The following is a 25,293-nucleotide window of genomic DNA, read 5'->3' on the forward strand; positions in this document are numbered from 1 at the left end:
ACGCCTTCCGGCTATAACGGCGGTCTGGGTACCCGCCGCCCTGAATTAAGCATCCCGGCCATAAGGCGTTCTCAGCGTATAAGCAGCCGATTTACCGTCGGCGCAACACAGCACCGTCGGTAAACGGGAGTCCTAAAACAGGTTGGGCGCTACTGCCCGGCATACTTTTCTGCGGTCAACGCGGCGATGCGGGTAATGACCGTTACCGCCTTCTCCATATTATCCAGCGAAGCAAACTCATGTTTGCCATGATAGTTATAGCCACCGGTAAACAGATTCGGGCAGGGTAAGCCCATAAAGGACAGGGCTGCGCCGTCGGTTCCTCCGCGAATGGGCTTAACATCGGGTTCGATATCACAATCGCGTATCGCCTGTAGCGCGATATCAATAATATGATGATGCGCCTCCACTTTTTCCCGCATATTGTAATAGCTGTCGTCAAATGACACTTCAATATGACAGGGCTGATGCAGCGTTTGCGTTAATCTGTCCGCAATTTCCTTCATCACCGCTTTACGCGCCTTAAACGTGTCGCGACTGAAATCACGGATGATGTAGTTCATTTCGGCTTTATCCACCCCCCCTTTAATGCCGTGGAGATGGTAAAAACCTTCATAGCCTGAGGTATGCTCGGGAACCTCTTTCTCCGGCATGGCGGTGTGAAAACGCATCGCTAAATCCAGCGCATTGACCATCACCCCCTTTGCCGTACCGGGATGAACGTTGTTACCGGTGATTTTTACCGTGGCAGAAGCGGCGTTGAAATTCTCATATTCAAATTCGCCAATACCGCTGCCGTCGACGGTATAGGCCCATCGCGCACCAAAGGCATTCACGTCGAAACAGCGTGTGCCCTTCCCGATTTCTTCATCCGGGGTAAAGGCCACGCAGATATCACCGTGAGGAATATTCTCACCCTGCAAGCGTGCCAGCGCGGTCATAATCTCTGCCACGCCGGCTTTATCGTCGGCGCCGAGCAGCGTTTTACCGTCGGTGGTGATTAACGTATGCCCGATCAGGCTGTGCAGCACGGGGAACATCACCGGCGAAAGGGATTCTTCGCCGTTACCCAGCGCAATGTCGCCCCCGCGATAGTTCTCAACAATCTGCGGATTAACGTTCTTAGCCGTGAAGTCCGGTGAGGTGTCCATATGCGCGATAAAGCCAATGGCCGGAACGGGCCAGGAAACGGTAGACGGCAGAGTGGCCATAACAATGCCGTGCTCGCTAAGGGTGACATTGCTCAGGCCCAGCCCCTCCAGCTCATCCTTCAGTACCCTCGCCAGCGTCCACTGCCCCTCCGTGCTGGGAACCTGCCGCACGTGACTCTTTGACTGGGTGTCACAGGACACATAATTTAAAAAGCGATCGAGTAATCTGTTCATCTGCCGTCCCTCTGAATGCCAGTGCTTATTATCGGAAACTTATTTTACAAAGTATTGCGTCAGGTCAGCCGGGGGTGAGTTTATTTCTTCATATTCACGCCTGCCGTAACACCTTTGCCGGTTAAACCCTTATTCCGGGCTATCTAAGCGAAGCGGATAGTGTATCAGGCTGTAAAAGCGCACCCTTGCCTGCGTCTGATTATGATAACGGTGGGGTCGGTCAGCCGCAAAGCGCAGCGCCTCACCGGCCACCAGCCTGTACCCGTGGTCATCAACGTTAAGCATCAGCGCCCCTTCCGTCACCACCACATGCTCAATTACCCCCCTTTCGTGAGCCGCCGATTCACTGATCCCGCCCGGTGCCAGCTCAACGGTCAGCATGTCTAATCCCAGGGTTTTGTCGTAAGGAAACAGGGAGGCAGCCTGCATGGTAGCGCTGCGCTGCTGCCACAACGGTAATTTCTCACTGCGCAGCACCGTCGCGGGCGTTGCGCAGGGCCCGATGCCTGAAATAAACAGCGAAAACGGCGCATTAAAGCCGGTAGCAATTTTCCACAGGGTTGCCACCGTGGGGCTGGATTCACCCCGCTCTATCTGGCCCAGCATGGCTTTACTGACGCCGGTGCGCAGCGCGGCTTCGCTGAGACTCCATGCACGTTCTGTGCGCAGGGATTTTAGCGTCTGACCGGGTTCAGGGTAGCCCTCGTCCATTTCTCCTCCACAACTCTTCCACATCTCTTCCAGATCGGGCAAAAGCATAACGGCTTCCCGGGGCTGGCGCACGTCGCCTTCCCGATTAAGCGGCATCGCCCGCACGGTTAAGCTGTCACGTCCTCTTTATTTCACCTGAGACTAAAGGGGACGCCTCTCTGAGGGAAATGATTTTATTGCAGGTCAAAAATTTATTCGGTCAAGCCACCCGCGCCGCAATGACCTGAATGAGCGTTAATCTTGTGCGTTAATCTTGTGCGTTAATCTTGTGCGTTAATCTTGTGCGTTAATCTTGTGCGTTATAACGCACAATGATAGCTTGTGTCTCATCCCAGTGCTAATACGAGGTCAACATGCGCCCAGAGTTGTCGCTTCGCCACCTGACGATACCGGCGATGAGTGCCGGGTTTGTCGCCGTGCTGGTGGGTTATACCAGCTCCGCTGCTATTATTTTCCAGGCCGCAGGCGCGGCGGGTGCCAGCGAACTCCAGACCGGCGGCTGGCTGACCATGCTGGGGCTGGCAATGGGTGTAACGTCGCTGGGGCTTTCACTCTGGTATCGCGCCCCGATCCTTACCGCCTGGTCGACGCCGGGGGCCGCCCTGCTGGTCACCAGTCTGCCGGGAACGCCACTCGACCAGGCCGTTGGAGTATTTGTGTTTGCTGCCGGATTAATTTTCCTCTGCGGCGTCACCGGTCTGTTTGCCCGGCTGATCGGTCATATCCCACAGGCCATTTCAGCAGCCATGCTGGCGGGGATCCTGCTGCGATTTGGGCTGGACGCCGTGGGGGCGCTGAAGCTGAACTTTACGCTGACCGCCAGCATGTGCCTGGTCTGGCTGCTGTCACGACGCTACCTGCCCCGCTATGCGATAGTGATAACCCTGCTGGCGGGATTAGCGATCGCGGCGGCGAGCGGCGAGATCCATTTTTCTTCTCAGCCGGTTCGCTTAGCCATGCCGCAGTTTATCGCGCCGCACTTTACGCTGTCGACGCTGCTGGGTATCGGCATCCCATTTTTCCTGGTCACCATGGCCTCGCAAAATGCGCCCGGTATCGCTACCCTCCAGGCTGCGGGCTATCCGGCTCCCGTCTCTTCATTAATGAGCTGGACCGGCCTGACCGCCCTGCTCCTTGCCCCGTTTGGCGGCTTTACCGTCTGCATCGCAGCCATTACCGCAGCAATCTGCATGGGCCCGGATGTGCATCCCGATCCGCAGCGCCGCTTCTGGGCTGCCGCCTGCGCGGGCTTCTTCTATCTGCTGGCCGGGCTATTTGGCGCGGCCATCGGGCAGCTGTTTAGTGCGCTGCCGCCCGCGTTGATTCATACCCTTGCCGGGCTTGCGCTGCTGGGTACCCTGGCAGGCAGCCTGCAGCGCGCCGTGGCGAATGAGAAACAGCGTGAAGCGGCGGTGATTACCTTTCTGATCACCGCCTCCGGTCTGACAATGCTGGGAATAGGCGCGGCCTTCTGGGGGCTGGTCGGCGGCGTGCTGTGCCATCTGATCTTCTCCCTCCCCGGCCTCGGGAGAGGTCAGAATTAATCCACCCATTCGCTGCCCTGCCTTCTACTCCACCAAATGACACGCGACAAAGTGCTCACGCGCAACCTGCCGCAGCACGGGAGGTTCCCGACGGCAGAGAGCCGTTGCCAGTGGGCAGCGGGCAGAGAAGCGACACCCGGAGGGAGGACGTGAAGGATCGGGGATCTCGCCCTGGACTATCGCTGTTGGTTCACTCCCCGGGTCCAGCGTGGGTACCGCCGCCAGCAGCGCCTGCGTGTAGGGGTGCAGCGGCTGACTGAACAGCGCGTCACGGCTGGCGGTCTCCACCAGCTGGCCAAGATACATTACCGCAACGTCATCGCACAGATGCTCGACCACGCCGAGATCGTGGGAGATAAACAGAAAGGTTACACCGCGCTCATCGCGCAGATCGGAAAACAGATTGATAATCTGCGCCTGAATCGAAACGTCCAGCGCCGAAATGGGCTCATCGGCAACAATAAAATCCGGATTGAGGATCAGTGCACGGGCAATGCCGATGCGCTGACGCTGACCGCCGGAGAACTCATGCGGAAAACGGTCGTAATGTTCGGGGGCGAGGCCGCAAACTTTCATGACATCAATCACCCTGTCATACAGTGCCGCACGGGTGCAGAGCTTGTGCTCCAGCATCGCTTCACCAATGGCGTCGCCGACGCGAATGCGCGGGTTCAGCGAGCTGTAAGGATCCTGAAACACCAGCTGTATCTTTGGCCGCAGCGCGCGCAGCTCCGCCTGCGACAGCGTCTCTGTCTCCTGCCCGCGATATTTCACGCTGCCCGCCGTTTTGTCATACAACCCCAGCAGCGTGCGGCCAACCGTGGTTTTACCGCTTCCTGACTCCCCCACCAGCCCAAAAATCGTCCCCTGCCGGATACGGAAACTCACACCATCTACCGCACGGAGCTGCCCGGTTTCCCGGCCAAACAGCCCATCACGCAGCGGGAAGTGCTTTTTCAGCCCTTCCACTTCAATAACATACTCGGCGTTCATTCTGCTGGCTCCGCTAACGCACTGTGGAAACAGGCTGCCTGTCGCACCTGTCTGACCGACCCCTGCACCTCTCCGCCCGGCTGTCGCACCTGCCCGACCGACGGTGGCGCCTGTCCAACCAAAGGGGGAATGCCGCGACGACAGCGCGCGGTTGCCCGGTCGCAGCGGTCCACGAAGGCGCAGTAAGGCGGCAGTGCGGCCAGATCCGGCACCTGACCGGGGATCGAGTAGAGCCGCCGCCGCCGTTCTCCCGGCACCGGACGCGAGGCGATAAGCCCCCGGGTATAAGGATGCAGCGGGTTACGCAGTACTTCAGCGGTGGGTCCCTGCTCGACGATACGTCCGGCATACATCACCACTACCTGCTCCGCCATCTGTGCGATAACGCCTAAGTCATGGGTGATCAGCATCAGCGCCATCCGGTGTGCCCGCGCCTGGTCTCGCAGCAGCTGCAGGATTTGCGCCTGCACGGTCACATCCAGCGCGGTGGTCGGCTCATCGGCAATCAGCAGCTTCGGCTTACAGCTCAGCGCCATGGCGATCATTATGCGCTGGAGCATACCGCCGGATAGCTGATGTGGGTAGTCGCGCATCAGCTTCTCCGCCCCCGCCAGCCCCACCTCAGAGATCAGCCGCGTCGCCTGCTGCCAGGCGGCTTTGGGCGACGCTGCGCGGTGGCGGATTAGCGGCTCGCACAGCTGTTCGCCAATCGTCAGCACCGGATTCAGGGCGCTCATCGGCTCCTGAAAAATCATCGCCAGCTCGTTGCCACGCAGATCGGCCATCTTTGTAGATTTAAGCCGCAGCAGATCGCTGCCCTGGAAGCGAATCTCGCCGCCGTCGATGCGCGCCGCCTGGGGCGGTAGCAGACCCATAAGTGACATTGCGGTGACGCTCTTACCGCAGCCCGACTCACCCACAATGCCGAGCGTCTGCCCGGCATTGAGCGAAAAGGAGACCTCCTGCACCGCCCGTACGCGGCCCTGCCCGGCGGCAAACGAGACGGATAACCGGTCAAAAGCGATCAGCGGCGCGCTCACTTCAGACTCCTTTTCATCTTCGGATCCAGCGCGTCGCGCAGGCCATCGCCCAGCACATTGATGGCGATGACGGTGATAAAAATGGCGATCCCCGGCGGCATCCACAGCCACGGGCGGCGCTGAAAATCGATCAGGCTGTTGGCCGCATCCATCATATTGCCCCATGAAGGCATCGGCGGCACGACGCCAAGCCCCAGATAGCTCAGCGCGGATTCGCTAAGAATAGCATTGGCCACCGCCATGGTTGCCATGACCACCAGAATCGGGACAGTGTTGGGCAGCAGATGCCCAAACAGACGGCGGCGCGATGAGAGGCCAAGGATGCGCGTCGCCAGCATAAAATCGCGCTCGCGCAGGGAGAGGATCTGCCCGCGCACCAGCCGCGCCAGCTTTGGCCACTCCAGCAGGCTTAACATCACCACCACCATATAGATACGCGAATCCGGTGAGAAATCGAGTTCCGAAAGCATCGCTCCGGCCACAATCAGCAGCGGCAGCCCGGGAATGGTCATCACCAGGTCTGCCAGCCGCATAATAATCTTATCGGTCAGACCACCCGCATAGCCTGATACCGCGCCGAGCAGATAACCAAGCGTCACGGAGAGCAGCATAGTTAGCAGGCCGATAATCAGCGAGATGCGGCCGGCCATCAGCAGACGGGTATACACGTCACGGCCGAGAAAATCCGTCCCAAGCCAGTGCGCGGCGCCGGGCGGTTTATTGATCATTAGCGCATCGGTGGCATCATCCTGCCACGGTGACCAGAGCGGGCCGAGTACGCACCAGACGGCCATCACTGTCAGTAACAACAGGCACAGCATCGCCAGCGGGTTCCGGCACAGCGCGTGCCAGGCCTGATGCCATGGGGAGGGCGTCACCTGTGCCAGCATCGGTATTTCCGCTTTACGCAGGCGACGACCGGTTGAAAATAACGAACTGAGCATCACGACCTCACCCGAATACGCGGGTCAGCCCACGCGTAAAGCACGTCGGCAATCAGGTTGCCGAGAATGGTTAATACCGCCAGAAAGAGGGTGAAGCCCATCAGCACCGGGTAATCCCGGGCGGCCAGCGAGTCGATATGGATATGCCCGGCACCGGGCCAGTTAAAGACCTTTTCCGTAATAATGGCGCCGGAGAAGAGTCCGGGCAGTTCAAACCCGAGCAGGGTAATCACCGGCAGTAGCGCATTGCGCAGCGCGTGACGGAAGATCACCGTGCGTTCGCGCAGTCCTTTAGCGCGGGCGGTGCGGATAAAATCCATCTTCACCACGTCCAGCATGCTGGCGCGAAAATAGCGCGTCAGGCTGCCCGCCTGAAGCATCACCAGCGCCACCACCGGCAGCGCCAGGTGTGCAGCCACCTGCATGACCCACGCCCAGCCGGTCGCGTCGCTGCCGGTATTCGTCATGCCACCCACCGGCAGCCAGTGCAGATCGACGGCAAACCATTTAATAAGCAGCAGGCAGAGGAAAAAGGTAGGGAACGACATGGCGGCGAAGACCAGGATGCTGACCAGATGGTCGAACAGCGAATTGGGTTTCATCGCCGAGGCAACGCCGACCGTAAGCCCGATGCCCCAGTAAAGCACCAGCGCAACGATCGCCAGCAGGAAGGAGTTCCAGATGTACTGATCGAGCAGCTGACTGACCGGGATCTGATATTGCAGCGAGAAGCCCAGATCCCCGCGTACCAGCTGAGCAAGCCAGTGCAGATAGCGGGTGAACAGCGGCTGGTCGAGGCCATAAATAGCCTTCAGCTCTGCGGCGCGGGCGGCGGTAAGCGTAATATTGCCATCAATAAAGTCGCCGGGGGTTTTCGCAAACAGCATAAAGATGATAAATGAGGCGAGCAGCAGCATCGGCAGCGTTTGCAGCAGTCGCCGCAGAATAAAATTTCTCATCACGTTTTCCAACAGCCCCGGAACGCCCGGCGGCCGCGACAGAGAGGGGTTATCGGGTAATTTTCACATCTGGCAGGCTGCCGGTGAGCCCGTTATAGATATCGGGTTTAAAGCCGCTGACCCTGGCGCTGCTTGCCGAGAGGATCTGCCGGTAGCCCAGCAGGATCGCCGGCGGATCGGCTGCCAGCACCTGGTATAGCTGATGATAAATGGGTTTACGTTTATCAACGTCCAGCACCGCATTACCCTCGCCGATAAGCTTGTCGACCTGCGGATTGTTATACCCGGACTCTTTCGCCTCGGTACTGTAGAAGTCCCAGACGCCGTCGTGGGGGTCGTTCAGCGTACTGGTACTGAAAGAGGCCAGGTCATAGTTACCCGCTTTGCGCTGCGCCATCAGCGCATTGAAATCCACCACCTGCGGCTTCAGCAGCACGCCAATCTGCCGCCAGTTCTCTTTAGCAATAGGGATCAGCGCATCATTAAGCACTTTCTTGCTCACCAGCAGCGTCAGTTCCAGCCGCTTACCCGCTTTAACGCGAATACCGTCGGGTCCCGGCTTCCAGCCCGCCTCATCCAGCAGCCTGCTGGCCTGCGCCGGGTCGTATTTATAGGGGTTTACCCCCTGGGTGTCATAAGCCCAGGAGATCGGCGCAATGGGTTCATTAGCGACCCTGCCGTAGCCCTGATACACCACATCGATCAGCTTCTGACGGTCCAGCCCGTAGATCAGCGCCTGACGCACTTTCACATCCTGCAGCGCCGGACGTCGAACGTTGAATTCCACCTTGCTGTAATCACTTGAGCCGTACAGATTTATATTGGCAAAGCCGAGCAGCTTCAGCTGCTCTATATCATCCGGACGCGATGTGAACGCGTCGTAGTCGGTTTCGCCAGTCTGGAACAGCTGGAAGTTGGTAGAGGGATTCGTAACACGATAGATAAAGCGCGGCGTGGGTGGCGTACCGCGATAAAAATGGCTATTGGCGTGAAAGCGGATCTCCTGACCGGGAAGGTATTTATCGTAGACGTAAGGCCCGTTGCCCAGCGGTTTGCCGTGTAGAGTCCGCAGATAATCCAGATTACCGCGCTGATAACCTTTGCCGTACCAGGCTTTGGACAGCACCGGCCCGCCGATTTTTGCGAGCGTGGTAGCACCCGGCTGAGTGGTAGTGACCTGTAACGTCAGCGGGTCGATCACCTTCAGGCCACTGACGCTGTCGGCCTTACCGGCTTTATACCCGGCGCCACCGGCAATATTGGCGAGGGTGATATCGGTATCCCCATCATAGTGCGGATCGTATAGCACGGTGAGGGTAAAGGCGACGTCGGCAGCGGTGAGCGGTGAGCCATCGCTGAAGGTCAGGTTCGGGCGCAGTTTGATGGTATAGACTTTATTATCAGGACTGACGGTCCAGCTTGCCGCCAGCCCCGGCACCAGCTTACCCTGACTGTCCCAGTCAATCAGACGGGAGAAAATCACGTTGGTGACGTTCTCGTCCCAGCCGTTAACAAAAAAGTAGGGATTAAAAATCCCCTGAGGTTCGGAGATACCGGCGACCACGGTATCTTTACGCTGCTCTGCCGCCGCCGGGATCTGGCTGGCGTCCGTTGCAGGCGTGACCCCCTCCCTGAGTATCTCATCGGCGTTTGCCAGGTAAGAGAAAGCCATCATGCCGCTGAACAGCGCGACATTCATTGCTGACGTTACGCCCGCAGGTTTTATTTTTAATCTGGTTAGTAACCCGTTCAAAACTGTTCCCTCATCAAATAATTGCCTGTTGAAATGACAAATAATGACGAAAGATAAGAGTCGCCCCCGTTCCTGTCTAACAACGAAAGCGTATGACTTATAGCAATATATCCTTAGTAAATAGGTGGCAAAGCAATGCTGAATTCATGCTAAAGCCTGGGTACACCGCAGTTAATTGCCTTTCTTTTGCGGGAGAAAATTGCCGGAAAGAGTATATGCACGCTAAACACAGGGCCGCATTTTTTTGCATCATAACAGCGGAATATTTACTCTAACACTCCGTATGGAAAGCCCTGTCCCGCTGTAAGCGATTGGCCTGAGAGGTTGTTCAGCCTGTACGGCAGATTAATCAAATTCATTGAGGTTAACTGTTAATTATAATTTATTCCCTGACATCAAAATAAGGATCATTACGATGAAGAATAAAAAAATCTCCGCCCTTCTCGCTTTTATATTTGTTTGTCTTTCAGGCTGTTCCCACTATAGCGTATCAACGAAAAAGCTCTCCGCACTCTCAGAAACTGATTTATGCATCGCCCTGGGCGAAAGAAATAATAGCGGATCTGAGGTGCTGAGGATAACAGAGGAGATTGAAAAGCGGGGAGATAAAATCAGTTCGGAAAAATGTTACCTACTCTCTCACAAAGCCATGCGTTCATCTTCAGATATTACCGTTGAGCCCTATACTGAACGCGAATATAACAAGACAGAGTATGACTATAAGAAAAAACGCTGGGTCACAAAACCCTGTACCGATAAAGCCGGGCTGACCATTAGTATTCCCGACCGCTAAGGTTCCCTGCTTAACCGGGTTGCCTGATACACCACGCCCTGATACAGCGCGCAGATAAGCCGTGACGCCCCTAACTGGCGCCCCGGCTCGGGCATTGATACGCGGCAACCTGCGGGTGAGCGCTCAGGCAGCAACCTGCCTTTACGCGCTCAAACGGCAGCGCAGCGGGCTGGCATTATCGGGGGTCCAGCCTGCCGCGTATAATAAGCCGAATTATTTGCCGATCCTGTCCAGCAGGCTACGGACAAAAGCCGGTACGACCTCGCTGGCCAGGCCATACTCTTTGTCCTGAAATTCACTTCCCACCTGGCTTGGCTCAAGGTTCAGCTCTACGGTGTGCGCGCCCTGGAGTTTCGCCTCGTGCACAAATCCCGCTGCCGGGTAGACATGACCGGACGTACCGATGGCGATAAAATAATCCGCCTTACCCAGCGCGTCGTAAATTTCATCCATCTGCAGCGGCATTTCACCAAACCACACCACGTGCGGGCGCAGCACGGCAGGAAACTGACAGCAGTGGCAGCGGTCATCAGGCTTGACGTCCTCAGCCCAGTGCAGCAGCTGGCCGCTGCTGACGCAGCGCACTTTAAGCAGCTCGCCGTGCATATGAATGATATTGCGGTTGCCCGCCCGCTCATGCAGGTTATCAATATTCTGCGTGACCAGCAGGAAATTGTCCCCCAGCGCAGCCTCCAGCTCGGCCAGCGCCAGATGAGCGGCATTGGGCTGGATCTCAGGCTGCTGGAGCTGGCGACGACGGGTGTTGTAGAAATTCTGCACCTGCTGCGCATCGCGGGCGAAGCCCTCCGGCGTGGCCACATCTTCCACCCTGTAGTCTTCCCACAGGCCATCGGCAGCGCGAAAGGTGCGGATACCGGACTCAGCGGAGATCCCGGCGCCGGTCAGAACCACAACGCGAGGCAGAGGATGACGGGCGATTTCCAGCGTGCGATCGCGCTCAAAGATGCGCTGGCGAAAGCGCTGGTGCACCTGACGTCGGGTTTTCTTGTAACGTGCCAGCCTCAGCCGGCGACGGGGTGTTCGCATCATAATTTCTTGATCCTTAACGTGCAGACGTACGCGCGACCGCGTACGTCTGATGCCTGATTCCCGTTTACTGACCGCTCAGCACGCGGGCGGGGTCGATGCGGCTGGCGCGTCGGGCCGGATACCAGCTGGCAATCAGGCTGAGTACCAGCGAGGTGACCAGCACAATAGCCACATCCAGCCAGTGAACCTCGGAGGGCAGAAAGTCGATAAAATAGATATCGCCTGACAGAAAGTGATAACCGGTTAAGGTTTCAAGCCCGCGAATAATCGGCGTGAGATTAAACGCGGCCAACACGCCGACCACCACGCCGCTTACGCTGCCCACCAGCCCGGCCATCAGACCGTACCAGACAAATATTGCCCGAATAAGACCATCCTTTGCGCCCAGGGTGCGCAGCACGGCGATATCCCCGCTCTTATCCTTCACCGCCATCACCAGCGTGGAGACGATGTTAAAACAGGCCACGCCAATCACCAGCACCATCGCCAGATACATAATAGCGCGGATCATCTGAATATCGCGGTACATGTAGCCATAAGTGCCAATCCAGCTGCGAATATAGACGTAGGAGTGGGTCACCTCCCCCGCGTCGCGCACCAGCTTTTGAGCGTTAAAGGGGTTATCCATTTTAAGCGCAATGCCCGTGACGTTGTCACCCATTCCCAGGTACTGCTGGGCATCCGCCAGCGGCACCAGCGCAAGGCTATGATCGAGCGCGCCGCTGAGTGCCAGTATACCGCTGACCTGTAAACGGACGCGTTTAGGCTGCAACAGCTTGTGACCGGGATCGCTGTTAGGGATCATAATCGAGAGCCAGTCACCCTGTTTAACCTTCAGGCTTTTTGCCACGCCCTGCCCGAGAATAATCTGCTGCTTACCCGCCGCGAAGCTGCTCCATGCATTGTTTTGTACATAGGCGGGCAGCGCACTCAGCCGACTCTCCTGCTGCGGGTCGACGCCTTTAACCTGCACCGCCTGTAGCTTTGCTCCGCTTTCAATCAGACCGGTAAAGTTAATATAGGGCGCTGCGGCGGCAATGCCGTTCACCTCAGCGATTTTCGGCAGCAGGCTCTGCCAGCCGGTAAAGGGCTGATTCACCGGCTCGATCTCACCGTGGGGCACCACCGCCAGAATGCGGTTGTTGAGCTCCCGCTCAAAGCCGTTCATCGCGCTCAGCCCGACAATCAGTACCGCCACGCCCAGCGCAATGCCGACCGTGGAGATAACCGATATCAGCGAAACCATACCGCTACGGCGGCGACCACGGCTAAAGCGCAGTCCAAGAAGAAGTGAGAGCGATCCCATCAGCGCGTTCCTGCCAGCGTGACAGGCTCGCTGAGCTCACCGTCGCGCATTTCCATCTGGCGGGTCAGGCGTTTCGCCAGGTTAAGATCGTGGGTGACGACCAGGAACGCAGTCCCCTGACGCACATTCAGTTCGCCCAGCAGGTCGAAAATGGCATCGGCATTGCGCGCGTCCAGGTTACCCGTCGGCTCGTCCGCCAGAACCAGCCGTGGGTTATTAACCAGCGCGCGGGCAATCGCCACCCGTTGACGTTCGCCGCCGGAGAGTTCAGAGGGGCGATGCGCCGCACGTTTTTCCAGGCCAACGGCCGCCAGCATTTCGCGCGCCTTACCCTCGGCCTCACTCTTGCCGGCTTTGCCAATCAGCAGCGGCATGGCGACATTTTCCAGTGCGCTAAAGTCCGGCAGCAGGTGGTGAAACTGATAGATAAAGCCGAGTTCGCGATTGCGTAATTCCGCCTTTGCCGCAGATGAGAGCACGTTCAGTGAGCGGTCATTGAAGATCACCTCTCCCGAAGTGGGCGTATCCAGCCCCCCCAACAGGTGCATCAGGGTACTTTTACCGGAGCCGGAGCTGCCGACAATCGCCATCAGCTCGCCGGGAGCCATATTGAATGAAACGTTACGCAGTACGTCAGTCTGAACCGTTCCTTCCTGATAGCGTTTGCACAGGTTTTTGCACTGCAACAACATCGGGTTACTCATAACGTAAAGCCTCTGCGGGTTGAACGGCGGCCGCGCGCCAGGAAGGATAAAGCGTTGAAAGCAAGGCAACGACCATCGCGGAAATCACAATGGTCACCACCTGCGGAACAGAGATCTCCACCGGCAGCGCCGCGCCGTCGAGGAACGCGCCAATCAGCGGCATCAGATTATTCAGCTGGCTGGCCAGCAGCACGCCAAGCAGCGCGCCAAGTACCGAGCCAACGATGCCTGCCGTTGCGCCCTGCACCATAAACACCATCACAATCTGGCGGCGGGTCAGCCCCTGGGTCTGCAGGATCGCCACTTCACCCTGCTTCTCCATAATTAACAGGCCCAGCGAGGTAATAATGTTAAAGGCGGCCACGGCGACAATCAGGCTGAGCAGCAGCCCCATCATATTTTTTTCCATGCGCACGGCCTGGAACAGCTCGCCTTTGCGCTCGCGCCAGTCTTTCCATACCAGACCTTTGGGCAGCGTTTGCTGACTGAGCGTATCCACCTGTAGCGGTTTATCCAGCCACAGGCGCCAGCCGGTGATGTTTCCTGCCGGATAGCGCATCAGACGCGATGCGTCCTGCTGGTTCACCAGAATCTGATAGCCGTCGACCTCGCTGTTCGCCGCATAGGTGCCGGCAAGCGTAAACAGGCGCTGGCTGGGCAGTCGGCCCATTGGCGTAAACTGGCTGGCCGAAGGCACCATCAGACGGATCTGCTCACCGCGCTTCACGCCGAGCTGGTTCGCCAGCTGCTCACCCATAATGACGTTGTACTGACCGGGCTGGAGCACGGTCTGGCTGACGTTAACCAGCGAGGGCGTCAGCGGGTCCGGCTCATCGGGATTGATACCGAGCATCACCCCCACGCCGACGCTGCGGGCGCTTTGCAGGACCACGTCACCGGTGGTGAGCGGCGCGATGCGGCTGACGCCCTGTAGCTTTAGCTCACTGGCGGGCGTTTGCTGGGGATTGATCGATCCCGTGTCGGACGCAATGAGCGCCTGCGGCATCAGGTTCAGGGTGCTTTTTTCCAGCTCGTGCTCAAATCCGTTCATCACCGAGAGTACGGTGACCAGCGCCAGCACCCCCAGCGTGATGCCGATGGCCGAAAGCCAGGAGACAAACCGCCCAAAGCGGTCTGAAGCTCGTCCGCGCATATAGCGCAGGCCAATAAATAACGCGACAGGTTGATACATGTATTCCGTCTTTTAGCGAATCGATGGCGAAAAGTGATCGAAGATAATAAAGGTTAGCCGGGCGTTATGGAACCTCTAAGCCGCTGAGCGGGCTGCTTTGTTTTGTCAGCAAAAACAACAGAGATGTCTGGCACACGCCAGACGAACAAAAATTATGCGCTATTTGCGTGATTAACCAGCAATAACCAGCGTAAACTTATAAAACCCCTCTGAAAGAGAGGGTATGACGCGAGCGGAAAACGGGGTCGAAGAGCGGAATGGTGAGGGGTAAAGATGTCAAAATATCCTAAAGGCAGCATCGTCAGGCATAAAACGGGAGAAATTAAGGGATTAGTGGTTAACGTCTTTGAACAGGGTGCCGCCCCGGCGGGCTACTACGTTAAATGGGACGATGGGAACCACAGCTATCATGCCGAAAATGAACTGATGTGGGCAAATATTGACCGACCCAGAATGCACTACACCCAACAATCTCCAAAATAGAGGTATACTCCGGTGAGCTGAATCGGGAACACTGCCTGTGTCCCGCTCTCCCTACTGCGAAGAGACTGCCTGAGAGATTATGCCTGAACAGAGTCGATATACCCTGCCCACGAAAGCCGGTGACCAGCGTCAACTGGGTCAACTTACCGGTGCCGCCTGCGCAGTAGAATGCGCAGAAATTATTGAACGTCATGCTGGCCCGGTGGTGCTGATAGCACCCGATATGCAAAATGCCCTGCGCCTGCTTGATGAGATCAAACAGTTCACCGACCAGCCGGTTATCAGCCTGGCAGACTGGGAGACGCTGCCCTTCGACAGTTTTTCTCCGCATCAGGATATTATCTCCTCGCGGCTCTCCACCCTGTACCACCTGCCTGCCATGACCCATGGCGTTCTGATCCTGCCGATCAATACGCTGATGCAGCGCGTTTGCCCGCACAGTTTTCTGCACGGTCACGCGCTGGTAATGCAGAAAGGGCAGCAGCTTTCACGCGATACGCTGCGCAGTCAGCTGGACCAGGCGGGCTATCGCCATGTTGATCAGGTGATGGAGCACGGGGAATATGCCATTCGCGGCGCACTCCTCGACCTCTATCCGATGGGCAGCGAACAGCCCTACCGCATTGATTTCTTTGATGACGAGATCGACAGCCTGCGTCTGTTTGACGTCGACAGCCAGCGCACGCTGGAAGAGGTCGCGGCGATTAACCTGCTGCCTGCTCATGAGTTCCCCACGGATAAGGCGGCCATTGAACGGTTCCGCAGCCAGTGGCGCGAGCATTTTGACGTCAGGCGTGAAGCTGAGCATATCTATCAGCAGGTCAGTAAAGGCACGCTTCCCGCCGGGATCGAATACTGGCAGCCGCTGTTTTTCGAGCAGCCGCTGCCGCCGTTATTCAGCTATCTCCCCGCCGGGACGCTGCTGATCAATACCGGCGACCTGGAAGGCAGTGCGGACCGTTTCTGGCATGAGGTAACGGCCCGGTTTGAAAACCGTCGCGTAGACCCAATGCGCCCTCTGCTGCCGCCCGAATCGCTCTGGATGCGTACCGATGAGCTGTTCAGCGAGCTAAAAAAATGGCCGCGCATGCAGTTCAAAAGCGAAGCGCTACCGGAAAAAACCGCCAATACGAACCTGAACTATCAGACGCTGCCCGATATCGCGGTGCAGGCCCAGGCTAAAGCACCGCTCGATGCGCTCCGTCAGTTCCTGGAGTCGTTTAGCGGCCCGGTGATTTTTTCCGTGGAGAGCGAAGGACGTCGCGAAGCGCTTCAGGAGCTGCTGGCCCGTATCAAAATTTCTCCACGCGCGATCGCTGCGCTGAGTGAAACCGGGCCGGGCGGGCACTATCTGATGATCGGGGCCAGCGAGCACGGCTTTATTGACGGCCTGCGCCAGCGGGCCGTGATCTGCGAAAGCGACCTGCTCGGCGCGCGCGTCAGTCGCCGTCGTCAGGATAGCCGCCGCACCATCAATCCAGACGTGCTGATCCGCAACCTGGCCGAGCTCCATCCCGGTCAGCCGGTGGTGCATCTGGAACACGGCGTCGGGCGCTATATGGGGCTGACGACGCTGGAAACGGGCGGAATTACCGCCGAGTATCTGATTCTGACCTATGCCGGCGATGCGAAGCTCTATGTACCGGTTAATTCGCTGCACCTGATCAGCCGTTATGCGGGCGGCGCCGATGAAAATGCACCCCTGCATAAGCTGGGCAGCGATGCCTGGTCACGCGCACGGCAAAAGGCGGCGGAAAAAGTCCGCGATGTGGCGGCAGAGCTGCTCGACATCTACGCGCTGCGCGCGGCGAAAGCGGGTTTTGCCTTCAAACATGACCGCGAGCAGTATCAGCTGTTCTGCGAGAGCTTCCCGTTTGAAACCACGCCCGATCAGGCTCAGGCGATCAATGCCGTGCTCAGTGATATGTGTCAGCCGCTGGCAATGGATCGGCTGGTTTGCGGCGACGTGGGCTTTGGGAAGACTGAAGTCGCCATGCGTGCGGCTTTCCTGTCGGTTGAAAACCACAAGCAGGTGGCGGTACTGGTCCCCACCACCCTGCTCGCGCAGCAGCACTATGATAATTTCCGCGATCGCTTCGCCAACTGGCCGGTACGCATAGAGATGCTGTCCCGATTCCGCACCGCTAAGGAGCAGACGCAGATTCTGGAAGAGGCGCGGGAAGGCAAGATCGATATCCTGATTGGCACCCATAAGCTGCTGGCCAGCGAACTGAAGTGGCGCGATTTAGGGCTGCTGATTGTCGATGAGGAGCACCGTTTTGGCGTGCGCCATAAGGAGCGCATTAAGGCGATGCGGGCCGATGTCGATATTCTGACGCTGACGGCCACGCCGATCCCGCGTACGCTGAATATGGCGATGAGCGGCATGCGTGACCTCTCGATTATCGCCACGCCTCCGGCCCGTCGTCTGGCGGTAAAAACCTTCGTGCGACAGTATGACGATTTAGCCGTGCGCGAGGCGATTCTGCGTGAGGTGCTGCGCGGCGGTCAGGTTTACTATCTGTATAACGACGTTGAGAATATCGAGAAAGCGGCGAACCGTCTGTCGGAGCTGGTGCCTGAAGCCCGCGTTGCCATCGGGCACGGCCAGATGCGCGAGCGGGATTTGGAACGCGTGATGAATGATTTTCACCATCAGCGTTTTAACGTGCTGGTTTGTACGACCATCATTGAGACCGGAATTGATATTCCGACCGCCAATACCATTATTATCGAGCGCGCCGATCGCTTCGGTCTTGCCCAGCTTCACCAGCTGCGCGGGCGCGTAGGTCGTTCACATCATCAGGCCTATGCCTGGCTGCTGACGCCGCATCCAAAAGCGATGACCGGCGATGCTCAGAAGCGGCTGGAAGCCATCGCCTCGCTGGAGGATTTAGGGGCGGGCTTTGCGCTGGCTACCCACGATTTGGAAATTCGCGGCGCGGGCGAACTGCTTGGCGAGGATCAGAGCGGCCAGATGGAAACCATTGGCTTTTCTCTGTATATGGAGCTGCTGGAGAACGCCGTTGATGCGTTGAAGGAGGGCCGGGAGCCTTCGCTGGAGGATTTGACCAACGGCCAGACGGAGGTCGAGTTGCGTATGCCGTCTCTGCTGCCGGATGATTTCATTCCCGACGTCAGTACCCGTCTGTCATTCTATAAGCGCATTGCCAGCGCTGGGGAAGAAGGCGATCTGGAAGATTTGAAGGTGGAGCTGATCGATCGCTTCGGTCAGCTGCCGGATGCCGCCCGTAATCTGTTGGACATTGCGGCGTTGCGTATGGTGGCGAAGCAGCTGGGTATCCGTCGCATTGAGGCGAGCGAGAAAGGCGGTTTCATCGAGTTTGCAGAGAAGAACCGGGCCGATCCCGGCTGGCTTATTGGGCTGTTGCAGAAGGAACCAAAACACTGGCAGCTGGATGGCCCGTCGAAGCTGAAGTTTATCCGCGATCTTGGCGAGCGTAAGGCACGAATGAAGTGGGTGCGGGAGTTTATGGGGCAGATTCTGGCGAATGCAGCCTGATTGGAGCTGATGCTCCGGCTAGTTGTACGGGCTGCAATTTCTGCTTTGCCGGTGGGTAAGCCCTGCATTTACCGGCTAGTTGTGCGGGCTGCAATTTCTGCTCTGCCGGTGGGTAAGCCCTGTGGTTGCCGACTAATTGGGCGGGCTGCCATTTCTGCTCTGCCGGTGGGTAAGCCCTGCATTTACCGGCTAGTTGTGCGGGCTGCAATTTCTGCTTTGCCGGTGGGTAAGCCCTGTGGTTGCCGACTAATTGGGCGGGCTGCCATTTCTGCTCTGCCGGTGGGTAAGCCCTGCATTTACCGGCTAGTTGTGCGGGCTGCAATTTCTGCTTTGCCGGTGGGTAAGCCCTGTGGTTGCCGGGCGTCCTCACGCCAGGCTTTGCCTGGTGCCTTTGGCTCCGACTCCAGGCCGGACGGCCCGGTCGCGAGCGGGCATCCCTGCCCGCCGCTCCCTGAGGGCAGCGTCCCTGCTGCCCTCGCCTGGCCATTCGTCTCTGCCGCAGCGCTGCGGAATGCCCGTCAACCACAGGGCTTACCCACCTTTCAGGCTACAGAGTCGCTTTCAATAGAATCCCGGCCTTTACCATGCACCTGCGCTATATCAGTCAAACCCTGTTAATACGCAGGCCTCTGAGTCGCTTTAATTGTCCATGACTTACCCCGAAGAAAGCCAGAGGACTCTCAGTCATACTTTTTTCATCTGGTTTGCATGATTACTTTGCTTTCAATCTGGGCGATATATTCCATCACTACCCACGTTGCTGTTACTTATAAGCCAGCCAGGCGAATATGTCTGAAAGCGCCGCCCTTCCTACACGCTTATGCACAATGCTGACTGTGATTAACAGCTCCAGTCAGAATACCTGGCTGAATAATCAAAATGGATGAGGATAGCAGCGGCCCAATCGGAGGACAGTAACAGGAGAAGTATTAGCGGGCAGGAGCCTGGGAAACTGCCGATTAAATCGATTTAACGGAAACCCTCTCACAAAGCCGCAAAATGCTGCCCTCAGGAAACAGTAACATTTTAGCTAAAAGCTGCGTTGGGGCTAAACTTAAAAATAGTTTTGCTTATCGTTATATAGTTTTTTTATCGTTCTATTTATATAGTTTTGTTTATTGTTTTATTTATAAAGGCGGCTCTAAAGCCCGAGAGGTGGATAATCCCAGCCATTGCCGTGCATTCCGCAGCGCTGCGGCGTAGATGGAAGGCCAGGCGAGGGCAGCAGGGACGCTGCCCTCAGGGAGCGGCGGGCAGGGATGCCCGCTCGCGACCGGGCCGTCCGGCCTGAAGTCGGAGCCAAAGGCACCACGCGTAGCGTGGCGTGAGGACGCCCGGCAATGCCTGGGATTATCCACCGACACCGCAGACACCGCAGCTTACATAACCAGCCTGCAAACGCCGGGATTACTTACCGACACCGCAGACACCGCAGCTCACATAACCAGCCTGCAAACGCCGGGACTACCCACCCACACAGCAGGTATCCCAGCCTGCACAGCCAGTTTCTGAGCCGTTATTACGCTTTATCGTTCAGGATAAGCTGACCATTACTGTCCAGTGGGATACGCGTACCGGGATCGTTATCCATACGGACTTTGCCCTGCTGGCTACCGATCTTATAGGTCACATCATAACCCATCATCTTTTCCTGCTTATCGTAAACCGTCTTGCAGCGCTGCTCGGTAGTGGTATAGGTATCCCGATCCTGCAGCGCACCCTGCGCCTGATTACCGCCATAGCCACCCGCCAGCGCACCGGCAACGGTTGCCACGCTGCGGCCACGACCGCCACCAAACTGATGACCCAGCACGCCACCGGCCACGGCGCCCAGAACGGAACCGGCAATGCGGTTTTCATCCTGAACCGCACGACGGTGGGTCAGCGTAATATTCCGACACTCCTGACGTGGGTTTTTAGAGGTCTCTTTAATCGGGGTAGCAGAAAGCACCTGTGCGTACTGAGGACCACGTTCAAATACGTTCATACTCGCTACCGCTGCCACACCCAGCGCAGCCGCCACGCCAATCCCGATACCCGCCAACATTGATTTATTCACAGGACACCCTCCTGAAATTGTTACCGCGCATTCTTTCCTTCTGCACAATCTCGTTGCAGGAGTTTGTACTCGGCGTGCGCGACGCGCCGTGGTATTGCATTGAATTGTGCGCATCAGGACCAGATGTGACAATAAGAATACCGGACGAAAAGTAACGGTTTGACATAAGTAAAAGCTTTTAAGAGTGTTCTGACTGGCAGGTGCGCGGAATAGGTGAATCTGAAAGGCTCAGGGTGGACGCGCCACCCTGAGTTTTACTACATCGCGTTCAGCAACAGGACCGAAACAGGGCCTAGTGCAGCTTCAGGCGGGGACGGATAACGCGGTTAATACTGCCTACCAGCATCATCAGACCGGTTTTAAAATAACCATGCAGCGCCACCTGATGCATACGATAAAGTGAGATATAGACGAAACGCGCGATGCGCCCTTCTACCATCATCGAGCCACGCATCAGATTTCCCATCAGGCTACCCACGGTACTAAAACGCGAAAGCGAAACCAGCGAACCGTGATCCTTATAGACGTAGGCTTTCTGACTCTTGCCTTTCATCTCTGCAAGAATATTGTCCATCACCCGCGACGCCATCTGGTGAGCAGACTGCGCGCGTGGCGGGACAAATCCCCCTTCCGGCAGTGCGCAGGAGGCGCAGTCACCGATGGCATAGATAGTCGCATCACGTGTGGTCTGGAGCGTCGGTTCAACCACCAGCTGATTGATACGGTTGGTCTCCAGCCCGCCAATCTCTTTCATAAAGTCCGGAGCCTTAATGCCCGCCGCCCAGACCATCAGATCGGCTTCGATCACTTCGCCCGATTTCGTGTGCAGCCCCTGCTTATCGGCGCTGGTCACCATCGTCTGGGTCAGTACGCGCACGCCAAGTTTGGTCAGCTCGTGGGTGGCCGCGGTGGAAATGCGCGGCGGCAGCGCGGGTAAAATGCGCTCACCCGCCTCGACCAGCGTCACGTTCAGCGCCTTATTATCCAGCCCCTTATAGCCATAGCTGTGAAGCTGTTTAACCGCATTGTGCAGTTCAGCTGAAAGCTCAACGCCCGTAGCCCCCCCGCCGACAATGGCGATATTCACCTTCTCTTTCACCCCTTCGCTGGCGGAGAATTTGAGAAACAGGTTAAGCATTTCATTATGGAAGCGACGCGCCTGGTGTGGGTTGTCCAGGAAGATACAGTTATCCTTGACGCCCGGCGTGCCAAAGTCATTAGAGGTACTGCCCAACGCCATAACCAGCGTATCCCACGCGATCTCACGCTCCGGCACCAGCAGCTCGCCGTGCGAATCACGGATCTCCGCCAGATGCAGTCGTTTGTTTTCACGATCGATAGCGGTTAACGTCCCCAGCTGGAAGTGGAAGTGATGATTGCGGGCATGGGCCAGATAGCTGAGTCCGTCGATGCCTTCGTCCAGCGATCCGGTCGCCACTTCATGCAGCAGTGGTTTCCACAGGTGGCTGTGGTTGCGATCGACCAGCGTGATTTCCGCTCTGTTTTTCCGCCCCAGTTTTTGCCCAAGCTGCGTGGCCAGCTCCAGACCACCAGCACCTCCGCCGACAATAACGATCTTCTTCATTGGTGTAGTCAAACGACCCCCTTAAAATGTGAACCAATCGTTAACTAAAGGTTAAATTAATATCCTTAATTAACATAGGGTTGGCGAGTTTAATTCGCTATCTGCTGGCAGAATAGCACGGGGAAAATCAGGGGTCGTGCAAAAATTGATACAGGTCAATTTTTGTCTGGTGAACTCAGAATAGTACTAAGAGGCGCAGGTAAAATTCAGGCAGCGGAGCAACGTCCACGCTGCCTGAACGGTTAACCCAGCGTTTTAAAGGCTTTGATACGCTGAAGATGGGGCGCGATATTCTTAAATTTGTGGCCTTCGGTTTCGTCCCAGATAATCTCGTAGAAACTTTGCAGCGCGGCCGCGGAACGCTGACTGTCCAGCGCGTCATCCTGACGGGAAAGCACCGCCAGGCAGCGATCGCGATTCTTTTCACGAAAGTTACTCACGCATTTGCTGGCGATATCAACGTACTCCTCCGGGCGATTGATCTTCCCTACCATGTTCTCTTCAGGCCACAGATTGGGGTTAAACATCACCTGGCGGATATCGCTAAGAAAGCCAATGCGCTCCGCCCAGAAACCGCCCAGACCCACGCCGCAAATGAGGGGCCTGTCGTCACTGCTGCTTTGCAGCAGCTTATCCGTCTCGTTCAGCAGAAACTGCATATCGTGCTTAGGATGCAGCGTGCTGTAGCTCAGCAGCCGCACATCCGCATCAATAAATTGCAGTTGCAGGACCTTTTCATGATTACCCGGGCTGGTTGAATCAAAACCGTGCAAGTAGATTATCATCGTCTGCCATCCTCTCTGTGGTGTTAGCCGGTCAACTACCCTTATGCGCCAGCCAGCGCGTCTGCAGTGCGCTCAGGGTTTGATGCGCCTCTTTCCAGCGGACAGACGCCATCAGCTGCTCGCGGGTAAAAGTGCCCTGATGATAAAGGGAGGTGACGCGCTCAGCATTGATCGGGGACAGATTATCGAGCACGCTTACCGCACCGTCGCGATTGTTGCATACCAGAATCATATCGCAGCCCGCAGCCAGCGAGGCTTCGCCTCGCTCCGCATAGCTGCCCATAATCGCCGCGCCTTCCATCGACAGATCGTCGGAGAAAATCACCCCCTTAAAGCCCAGCTCACCGCGCAGCACCGTTTTTAACCAGTGTGGCGAGCCGCTGGCGGGTCGGCTGTCCACCTGAGTATAAATGACGTGGGCGGGCATCACGGCATCCAGCGCCTGTTCGTCGATGAGCTGGCGGAATATCTGCATATCATGCTGGCGGATTTCCGCTTCGCTGCGATTGTCGCGCGGCGTCTCCAGATGAGAGTCTGCGCTGACCGCACCATGGCCCGGAAAATGCTTACCGGTGGTCTTCATACCGGCGCTGCGCATACCACTGATAAAATGGCGCGCCAGAATGAGCGCGATGGCCGGATCCTGATGGAAGCTGCGTTCGCCAATGGCTGCGCTGCCGTGGCCAATATCCAGCACTGGCGCAAAGCTAATGTCGATGTCCATGGCGATCATTTCCGACGCCATCAGCCAGCCCGCCTGCTCCGCCAGCTTTACCGCTTCCGCCTGCGGGTGAAGCGCCGCGAATGACTGCATGGCTGGCAGGCGGGTAAAGCCTTCGCGGAAGCGCTGAACGCGTCCGCCTTCCTGATCGACGGCCACGATCAGCCGATGACGGGAAGCCTGTCGAATCTGCCTCACCAGCTCCCGCAGCTGAGCCGGGTCGTGGTAGTTTCGACTGAACAGGATCAGCCCACCCGTCAGTGGATGTTGTAAAATTTCACGCTCTTCCGCATCCAGCTCGTAGCCGAGCACGTCTAACATTACCGGTCCCACTTCACACCTCTTCTTCGATTAGATCTGCTGCCAGGCTTCTGTCGCCAGCCCGTCATACAATTTGTCACCGCTCTGCTGCCAGCGTCGTTCATACCAGCAGGCGATCAGTAGCCTCAGCCACGGCGCCCAGCTGCGGATCTGCTGGCGCAGCACCGCCGGATCAAGCTGCTGCCGTATCGCATAGTCTGCGATCAGACTCTCCTGCTGTGCCAGAGAGAGATCGTTACCCGCGATCATCGCTGCCAGCTCCAGCGCGACGTCGCCGTCGCTGGCATATTCCCAGTCAATCAGATGCAGGTCGTCCCCGGTCTGCGTCACGATGTTGCCCGGGTGGATATCCATATGCAGCAGCGCCAGCCGCAGCGGCTTAGGCTCGCCCTGCCGCTGACAGCGGCGCAGCGCGTTCAGCCAGCGGATATGCCGACGCGACGCGTGGCTTAACAGCCAGTACTTTTCCAGCAGCGGCAGCAGCAGCAGGCGAAAGCCGCTCAGCGGTTGCTGATGCAGCGCCGACACCTGCGCCGTAATATCGGGTAGCCGCTGCGAAAACTCATCCAGGGTAAGCGTCCTTCCCGCCTGCCAGTGCAACAGTAGCCAGCGCCGGTTATAACCCTGCACGACAGGCGCGAGACCGCTGCCGCTAAGCCCACGCAGAATATGATATTCACGCCGACGGTCAATGCCCGGCATCGGCGTGCTTTCCTGCTGCTGACGCGCCAGCAGCGTCACATCACCCACCTGCAATTTTCCACTCAGGCCGGTCAGGCCCGGCAGCGGATAAAAAGAACCGGCGGGTTTAACCGCCGGAAACTGGTGTGCAATAAGCTGGCTTAGCGACGGATCAATGCTGAACGACACCGCTACCCGACCAGATAATTTCTCCGGTCTGCACCAGCATCAGCTGCATTTGCAGCGTGGGTGACTTCACGTCCCCTTCCGCATTGCTGTAGAGCACATACTGTGCGCCAACATAGCGCGCCAGACCGACCGCCTTGCTGCGTGAGCCAAGACTGTCTTCCGCGGAAAGGCCCAGCGTCTGCTTAGCCGTTGCCAGCTGCTGTGGGGTGACCAGGGTAAACTGTGTATTGTTGGCCAGGGCATTTTGCAGCGCACCCGTCGCCTTAGACGATTGCAGGCTACCGTTGGTACTGTTTTTGACGTTATCTACCAGCAGTACGCTGCCGGTGGTGACGCCATCCGCTTTCAGCATCTGCGCCACCAGCGGGGTAACGCTGGCGTCCCAGTTGATGGACTGCATTTTAGGCGGCACCGGCACCGTCTCGATCGGCCCCGGCTGGGGTGGCGGCGGTACGGGCTGGGCTGGCTGGGCCGGTTCTACCGGTGCAGGCGGCTGCGTCTGCTGCTGTTGATGGCTGATACAGCCGCTGAGGATCAGTGCCAGTAACAGCACGCCCGAACGTTTGGTTATT

The 25,293-nt window shown here is 57.5% G+C and carries 21 protein-coding genes; 4 read left to right on the forward strand and 17 right to left on the reverse strand.

The genetic code is table 11. From position 1 onward, the window contains the following. Window positions 1-149: 149 nt before the first annotated feature. Both pepT and AC4PCC_RS12575 read right to left on the reverse strand, forming a co-directional pair. Window positions 150-1,385 carry a peptidase T gene (pepT, locus tag AC4PCC_RS12570; protein WP_492124749.1) on the reverse strand — a complete coding sequence of 412 codons (1,236 nt, stop codon included), beginning with the start codon at window positions 1,383-1,385 and terminating at the stop codon, window positions 150-152. Window positions 1,386-1,514: 129 nt separating this feature from the next. Next, on the reverse strand, window positions 1,515-2,096 hold the full coding sequence (locus tag AC4PCC_RS12575; protein WP_492127511.1) for a helix-turn-helix domain-containing protein: 582 nt from the start codon (window positions 2,094-2,096) through the stop codon (window positions 1,515-1,517). Between the two features lie 353 nt (window positions 2,097-2,449). Between AC4PCC_RS12575 and AC4PCC_RS12580 the strand changes: the two genes are divergently transcribed. After that, window positions 2,450-3,640 carry a benzoate/H(+) symporter BenE family transporter gene (locus AC4PCC_RS12580; protein WP_492124750.1) on the forward strand — a complete coding sequence of 397 codons (1,191 nt, stop codon included), beginning with the start codon at window positions 2,450-2,452 and terminating at the stop codon, window positions 3,638-3,640. A gap of 24 nt (window positions 3,641-3,664) precedes the next feature. Here AC4PCC_RS12580 and AC4PCC_RS12585 read toward each other — a convergent pair whose 3' ends face one another. Genes AC4PCC_RS12585 through AC4PCC_RS12605 form a run of 5 tightly spaced genes read right to left on the reverse strand, consistent with a single transcriptional unit; the run spans window position 3,665 to window position 9,275 of the window. Next, a complete protein-coding gene (locus AC4PCC_RS12585; protein WP_067703259.1) occupies window positions 3,665-4,633 on the reverse strand; it encodes an ABC transporter ATP-binding protein in 969 nt (322 codons plus the stop codon). Beyond that, window positions 4,630-5,673, reverse strand: coding sequence for an ABC transporter ATP-binding protein (locus AC4PCC_RS12590; RefSeq protein ID WP_492124751.1), 1,044 nt, complete (start codon window positions 5,671-5,673; stop codon window positions 4,630-4,632). Before AC4PCC_RS12590 ends, AC4PCC_RS12585 begins: the two co-directional genes overlap by 4 nt. Then, a complete protein-coding gene (opp4C, locus tag AC4PCC_RS12595; protein ID WP_492124752.1) occupies window positions 5,670-6,617 on the reverse strand; it encodes an oligopeptide ABC transporter permease in 948 nt (315 codons plus the stop codon). Before opp4C ends, AC4PCC_RS12590 begins: the two co-directional genes overlap by 4 nt. After that, window positions 6,617-7,576, reverse strand: coding sequence for an ABC transporter permease (locus tag AC4PCC_RS12600; protein ID WP_492124753.1), 960 nt, complete (start codon window positions 7,574-7,576; stop codon window positions 6,617-6,619). Before AC4PCC_RS12600 ends, opp4C begins: the two co-directional genes overlap by 1 nt. A 49-nt stretch (window positions 7,577-7,625) precedes the next feature. Next, the gene (locus AC4PCC_RS12605) at window positions 7,626-9,275 is read right to left on the reverse strand and encodes an ABC transporter substrate-binding protein (protein WP_492127512.1); all 1,650 of its coding nucleotides are present in this window, start codon (window positions 9,273-9,275) and stop codon (window positions 7,626-7,628) included. A 469-nt stretch (window positions 9,276-9,744) separates the two neighbouring features. On the opposite strand from AC4PCC_RS12605, the gene AC4PCC_RS12610 reads away from it, so the two are divergent. Beyond that, window positions 9,745-10,122, forward strand: coding sequence for a hypothetical protein (locus AC4PCC_RS12610; protein WP_492124754.1), 378 nt, complete (start codon window positions 9,745-9,747; stop codon window positions 10,120-10,122). A gap of 213 nt (window positions 10,123-10,335) precedes the next feature. Here the strand turns inward: AC4PCC_RS12610 and cobB are convergent, their stop codons facing one another. From cobB to lolC, 4 genes are all read right to left on the reverse strand, one after another. Beyond that, window positions 10,336-11,169 carry a Sir2 family NAD+-dependent deacetylase gene (gene cobB, locus AC4PCC_RS12615; protein ID WP_492127513.1) on the reverse strand — a complete coding sequence of 278 codons (834 nt, stop codon included), beginning with the start codon at window positions 11,167-11,169 and terminating at the stop codon, window positions 10,336-10,338. 67 nt (window positions 11,170-11,236) lie between these two features. Continuing rightward, window positions 11,237-12,481: a lipoprotein-releasing ABC transporter permease subunit LolE gene (lolE, locus tag AC4PCC_RS12620; RefSeq protein ID WP_492127514.1), complete on the reverse strand. Its 1,245-nt coding sequence runs from the start codon at window positions 12,479-12,481 to the stop codon at window positions 11,237-11,239. Further along, window positions 12,478-13,182: a lipoprotein-releasing ABC transporter ATP-binding protein LolD gene (lolD, locus tag AC4PCC_RS12625; protein ID WP_492124755.1), complete on the reverse strand. Its 705-nt coding sequence runs from the start codon at window positions 13,180-13,182 to the stop codon at window positions 12,478-12,480. The genes lolE and lolD overlap by 4 nt, the downstream gene beginning before the upstream one ends. Next, window positions 13,175-14,374 carry a lipoprotein-releasing ABC transporter permease subunit LolC gene (lolC, locus tag AC4PCC_RS12630; RefSeq protein WP_492124756.1) on the reverse strand — a complete coding sequence of 400 codons (1,200 nt, stop codon included), beginning with the start codon at window positions 14,372-14,374 and terminating at the stop codon, window positions 13,175-13,177. The genes lolD and lolC overlap by 8 nt, the downstream gene beginning before the upstream one ends. Window positions 14,375-14,647: 273 nt before the next feature. On the opposite strand from lolC, the gene AC4PCC_RS12635 reads away from it, so the two are divergent. Together AC4PCC_RS12635 and mfd are read left to right on the forward strand one after the other, a co-directional pair. Then, a complete protein-coding gene (locus tag AC4PCC_RS12635) occupies window positions 14,648-14,857 on the forward strand; it encodes a hypothetical protein (protein WP_492124757.1) in 210 nt (69 codons plus the stop codon). Between the two features lie 79 nt (window positions 14,858-14,936). Beyond that, window positions 14,937-18,380, forward strand: coding sequence for a transcription-repair coupling factor (gene mfd, locus AC4PCC_RS12640; RefSeq protein ID WP_492124758.1), 3,444 nt, complete (start codon window positions 14,937-14,939; stop codon window positions 18,378-18,380). Between the two features lie 1,519 nt (window positions 18,381-19,899). On the opposite strand, the gene AC4PCC_RS12645 is transcribed toward mfd, so the two are convergent. From AC4PCC_RS12645 to lpoB, 6 genes are all read right to left on the reverse strand, one after another. Beyond that, window positions 19,900-20,439, reverse strand: coding sequence for a glycine zipper 2TM domain-containing protein (locus tag AC4PCC_RS12645; RefSeq protein ID WP_492124759.1), 540 nt, complete (start codon window positions 20,437-20,439; stop codon window positions 19,900-19,902). Between the two features lie 292 nt (window positions 20,440-20,731). Beyond that, window positions 20,732-22,036 carry an NAD(P)/FAD-dependent oxidoreductase gene (locus tag AC4PCC_RS12650; protein WP_345831335.1) on the reverse strand — a complete coding sequence of 435 codons (1,305 nt, stop codon included), beginning with the start codon at window positions 22,034-22,036 and terminating at the stop codon, window positions 20,732-20,734. 230 nt (window positions 22,037-22,266) lie between these two features. After that, a complete protein-coding gene (ycfP, locus tag AC4PCC_RS12655) occupies window positions 22,267-22,809 on the reverse strand; it encodes an alpha/beta hydrolase YcfP (protein WP_067703228.1) in 543 nt (180 codons plus the stop codon). Between the two features lie 31 nt (window positions 22,810-22,840). Then, on the reverse strand, window positions 22,841-23,851 hold the full coding sequence (gene nagZ / locus AC4PCC_RS12660) for a beta-N-acetylhexosaminidase (RefSeq protein WP_492124760.1): 1,011 nt from the start codon (window positions 23,849-23,851) through the stop codon (window positions 22,841-22,843). A gap of 30 nt (window positions 23,852-23,881) precedes the next feature. Then, entirely contained in the window at window positions 23,882-24,721 is an 840-nt protein-coding gene (thiK, locus tag AC4PCC_RS12665) for a thiamine kinase (RefSeq protein ID WP_492124761.1), read from the reverse strand. Beyond that, on the reverse strand, window positions 24,705-25,292 hold the full coding sequence (gene lpoB, locus AC4PCC_RS12670) for a penicillin-binding protein activator LpoB (protein WP_492127515.1): 588 nt from the start codon (window positions 25,290-25,292) through the stop codon (window positions 24,705-24,707). Before lpoB ends, thiK begins: the two co-directional genes overlap by 17 nt. Between the last annotated feature and the right edge of the window lies 1 nt (window position 25,293).

The sequence above is a fragment of the Erwinia sp. L03-1 genome (genome assembly GCF_058686115.1).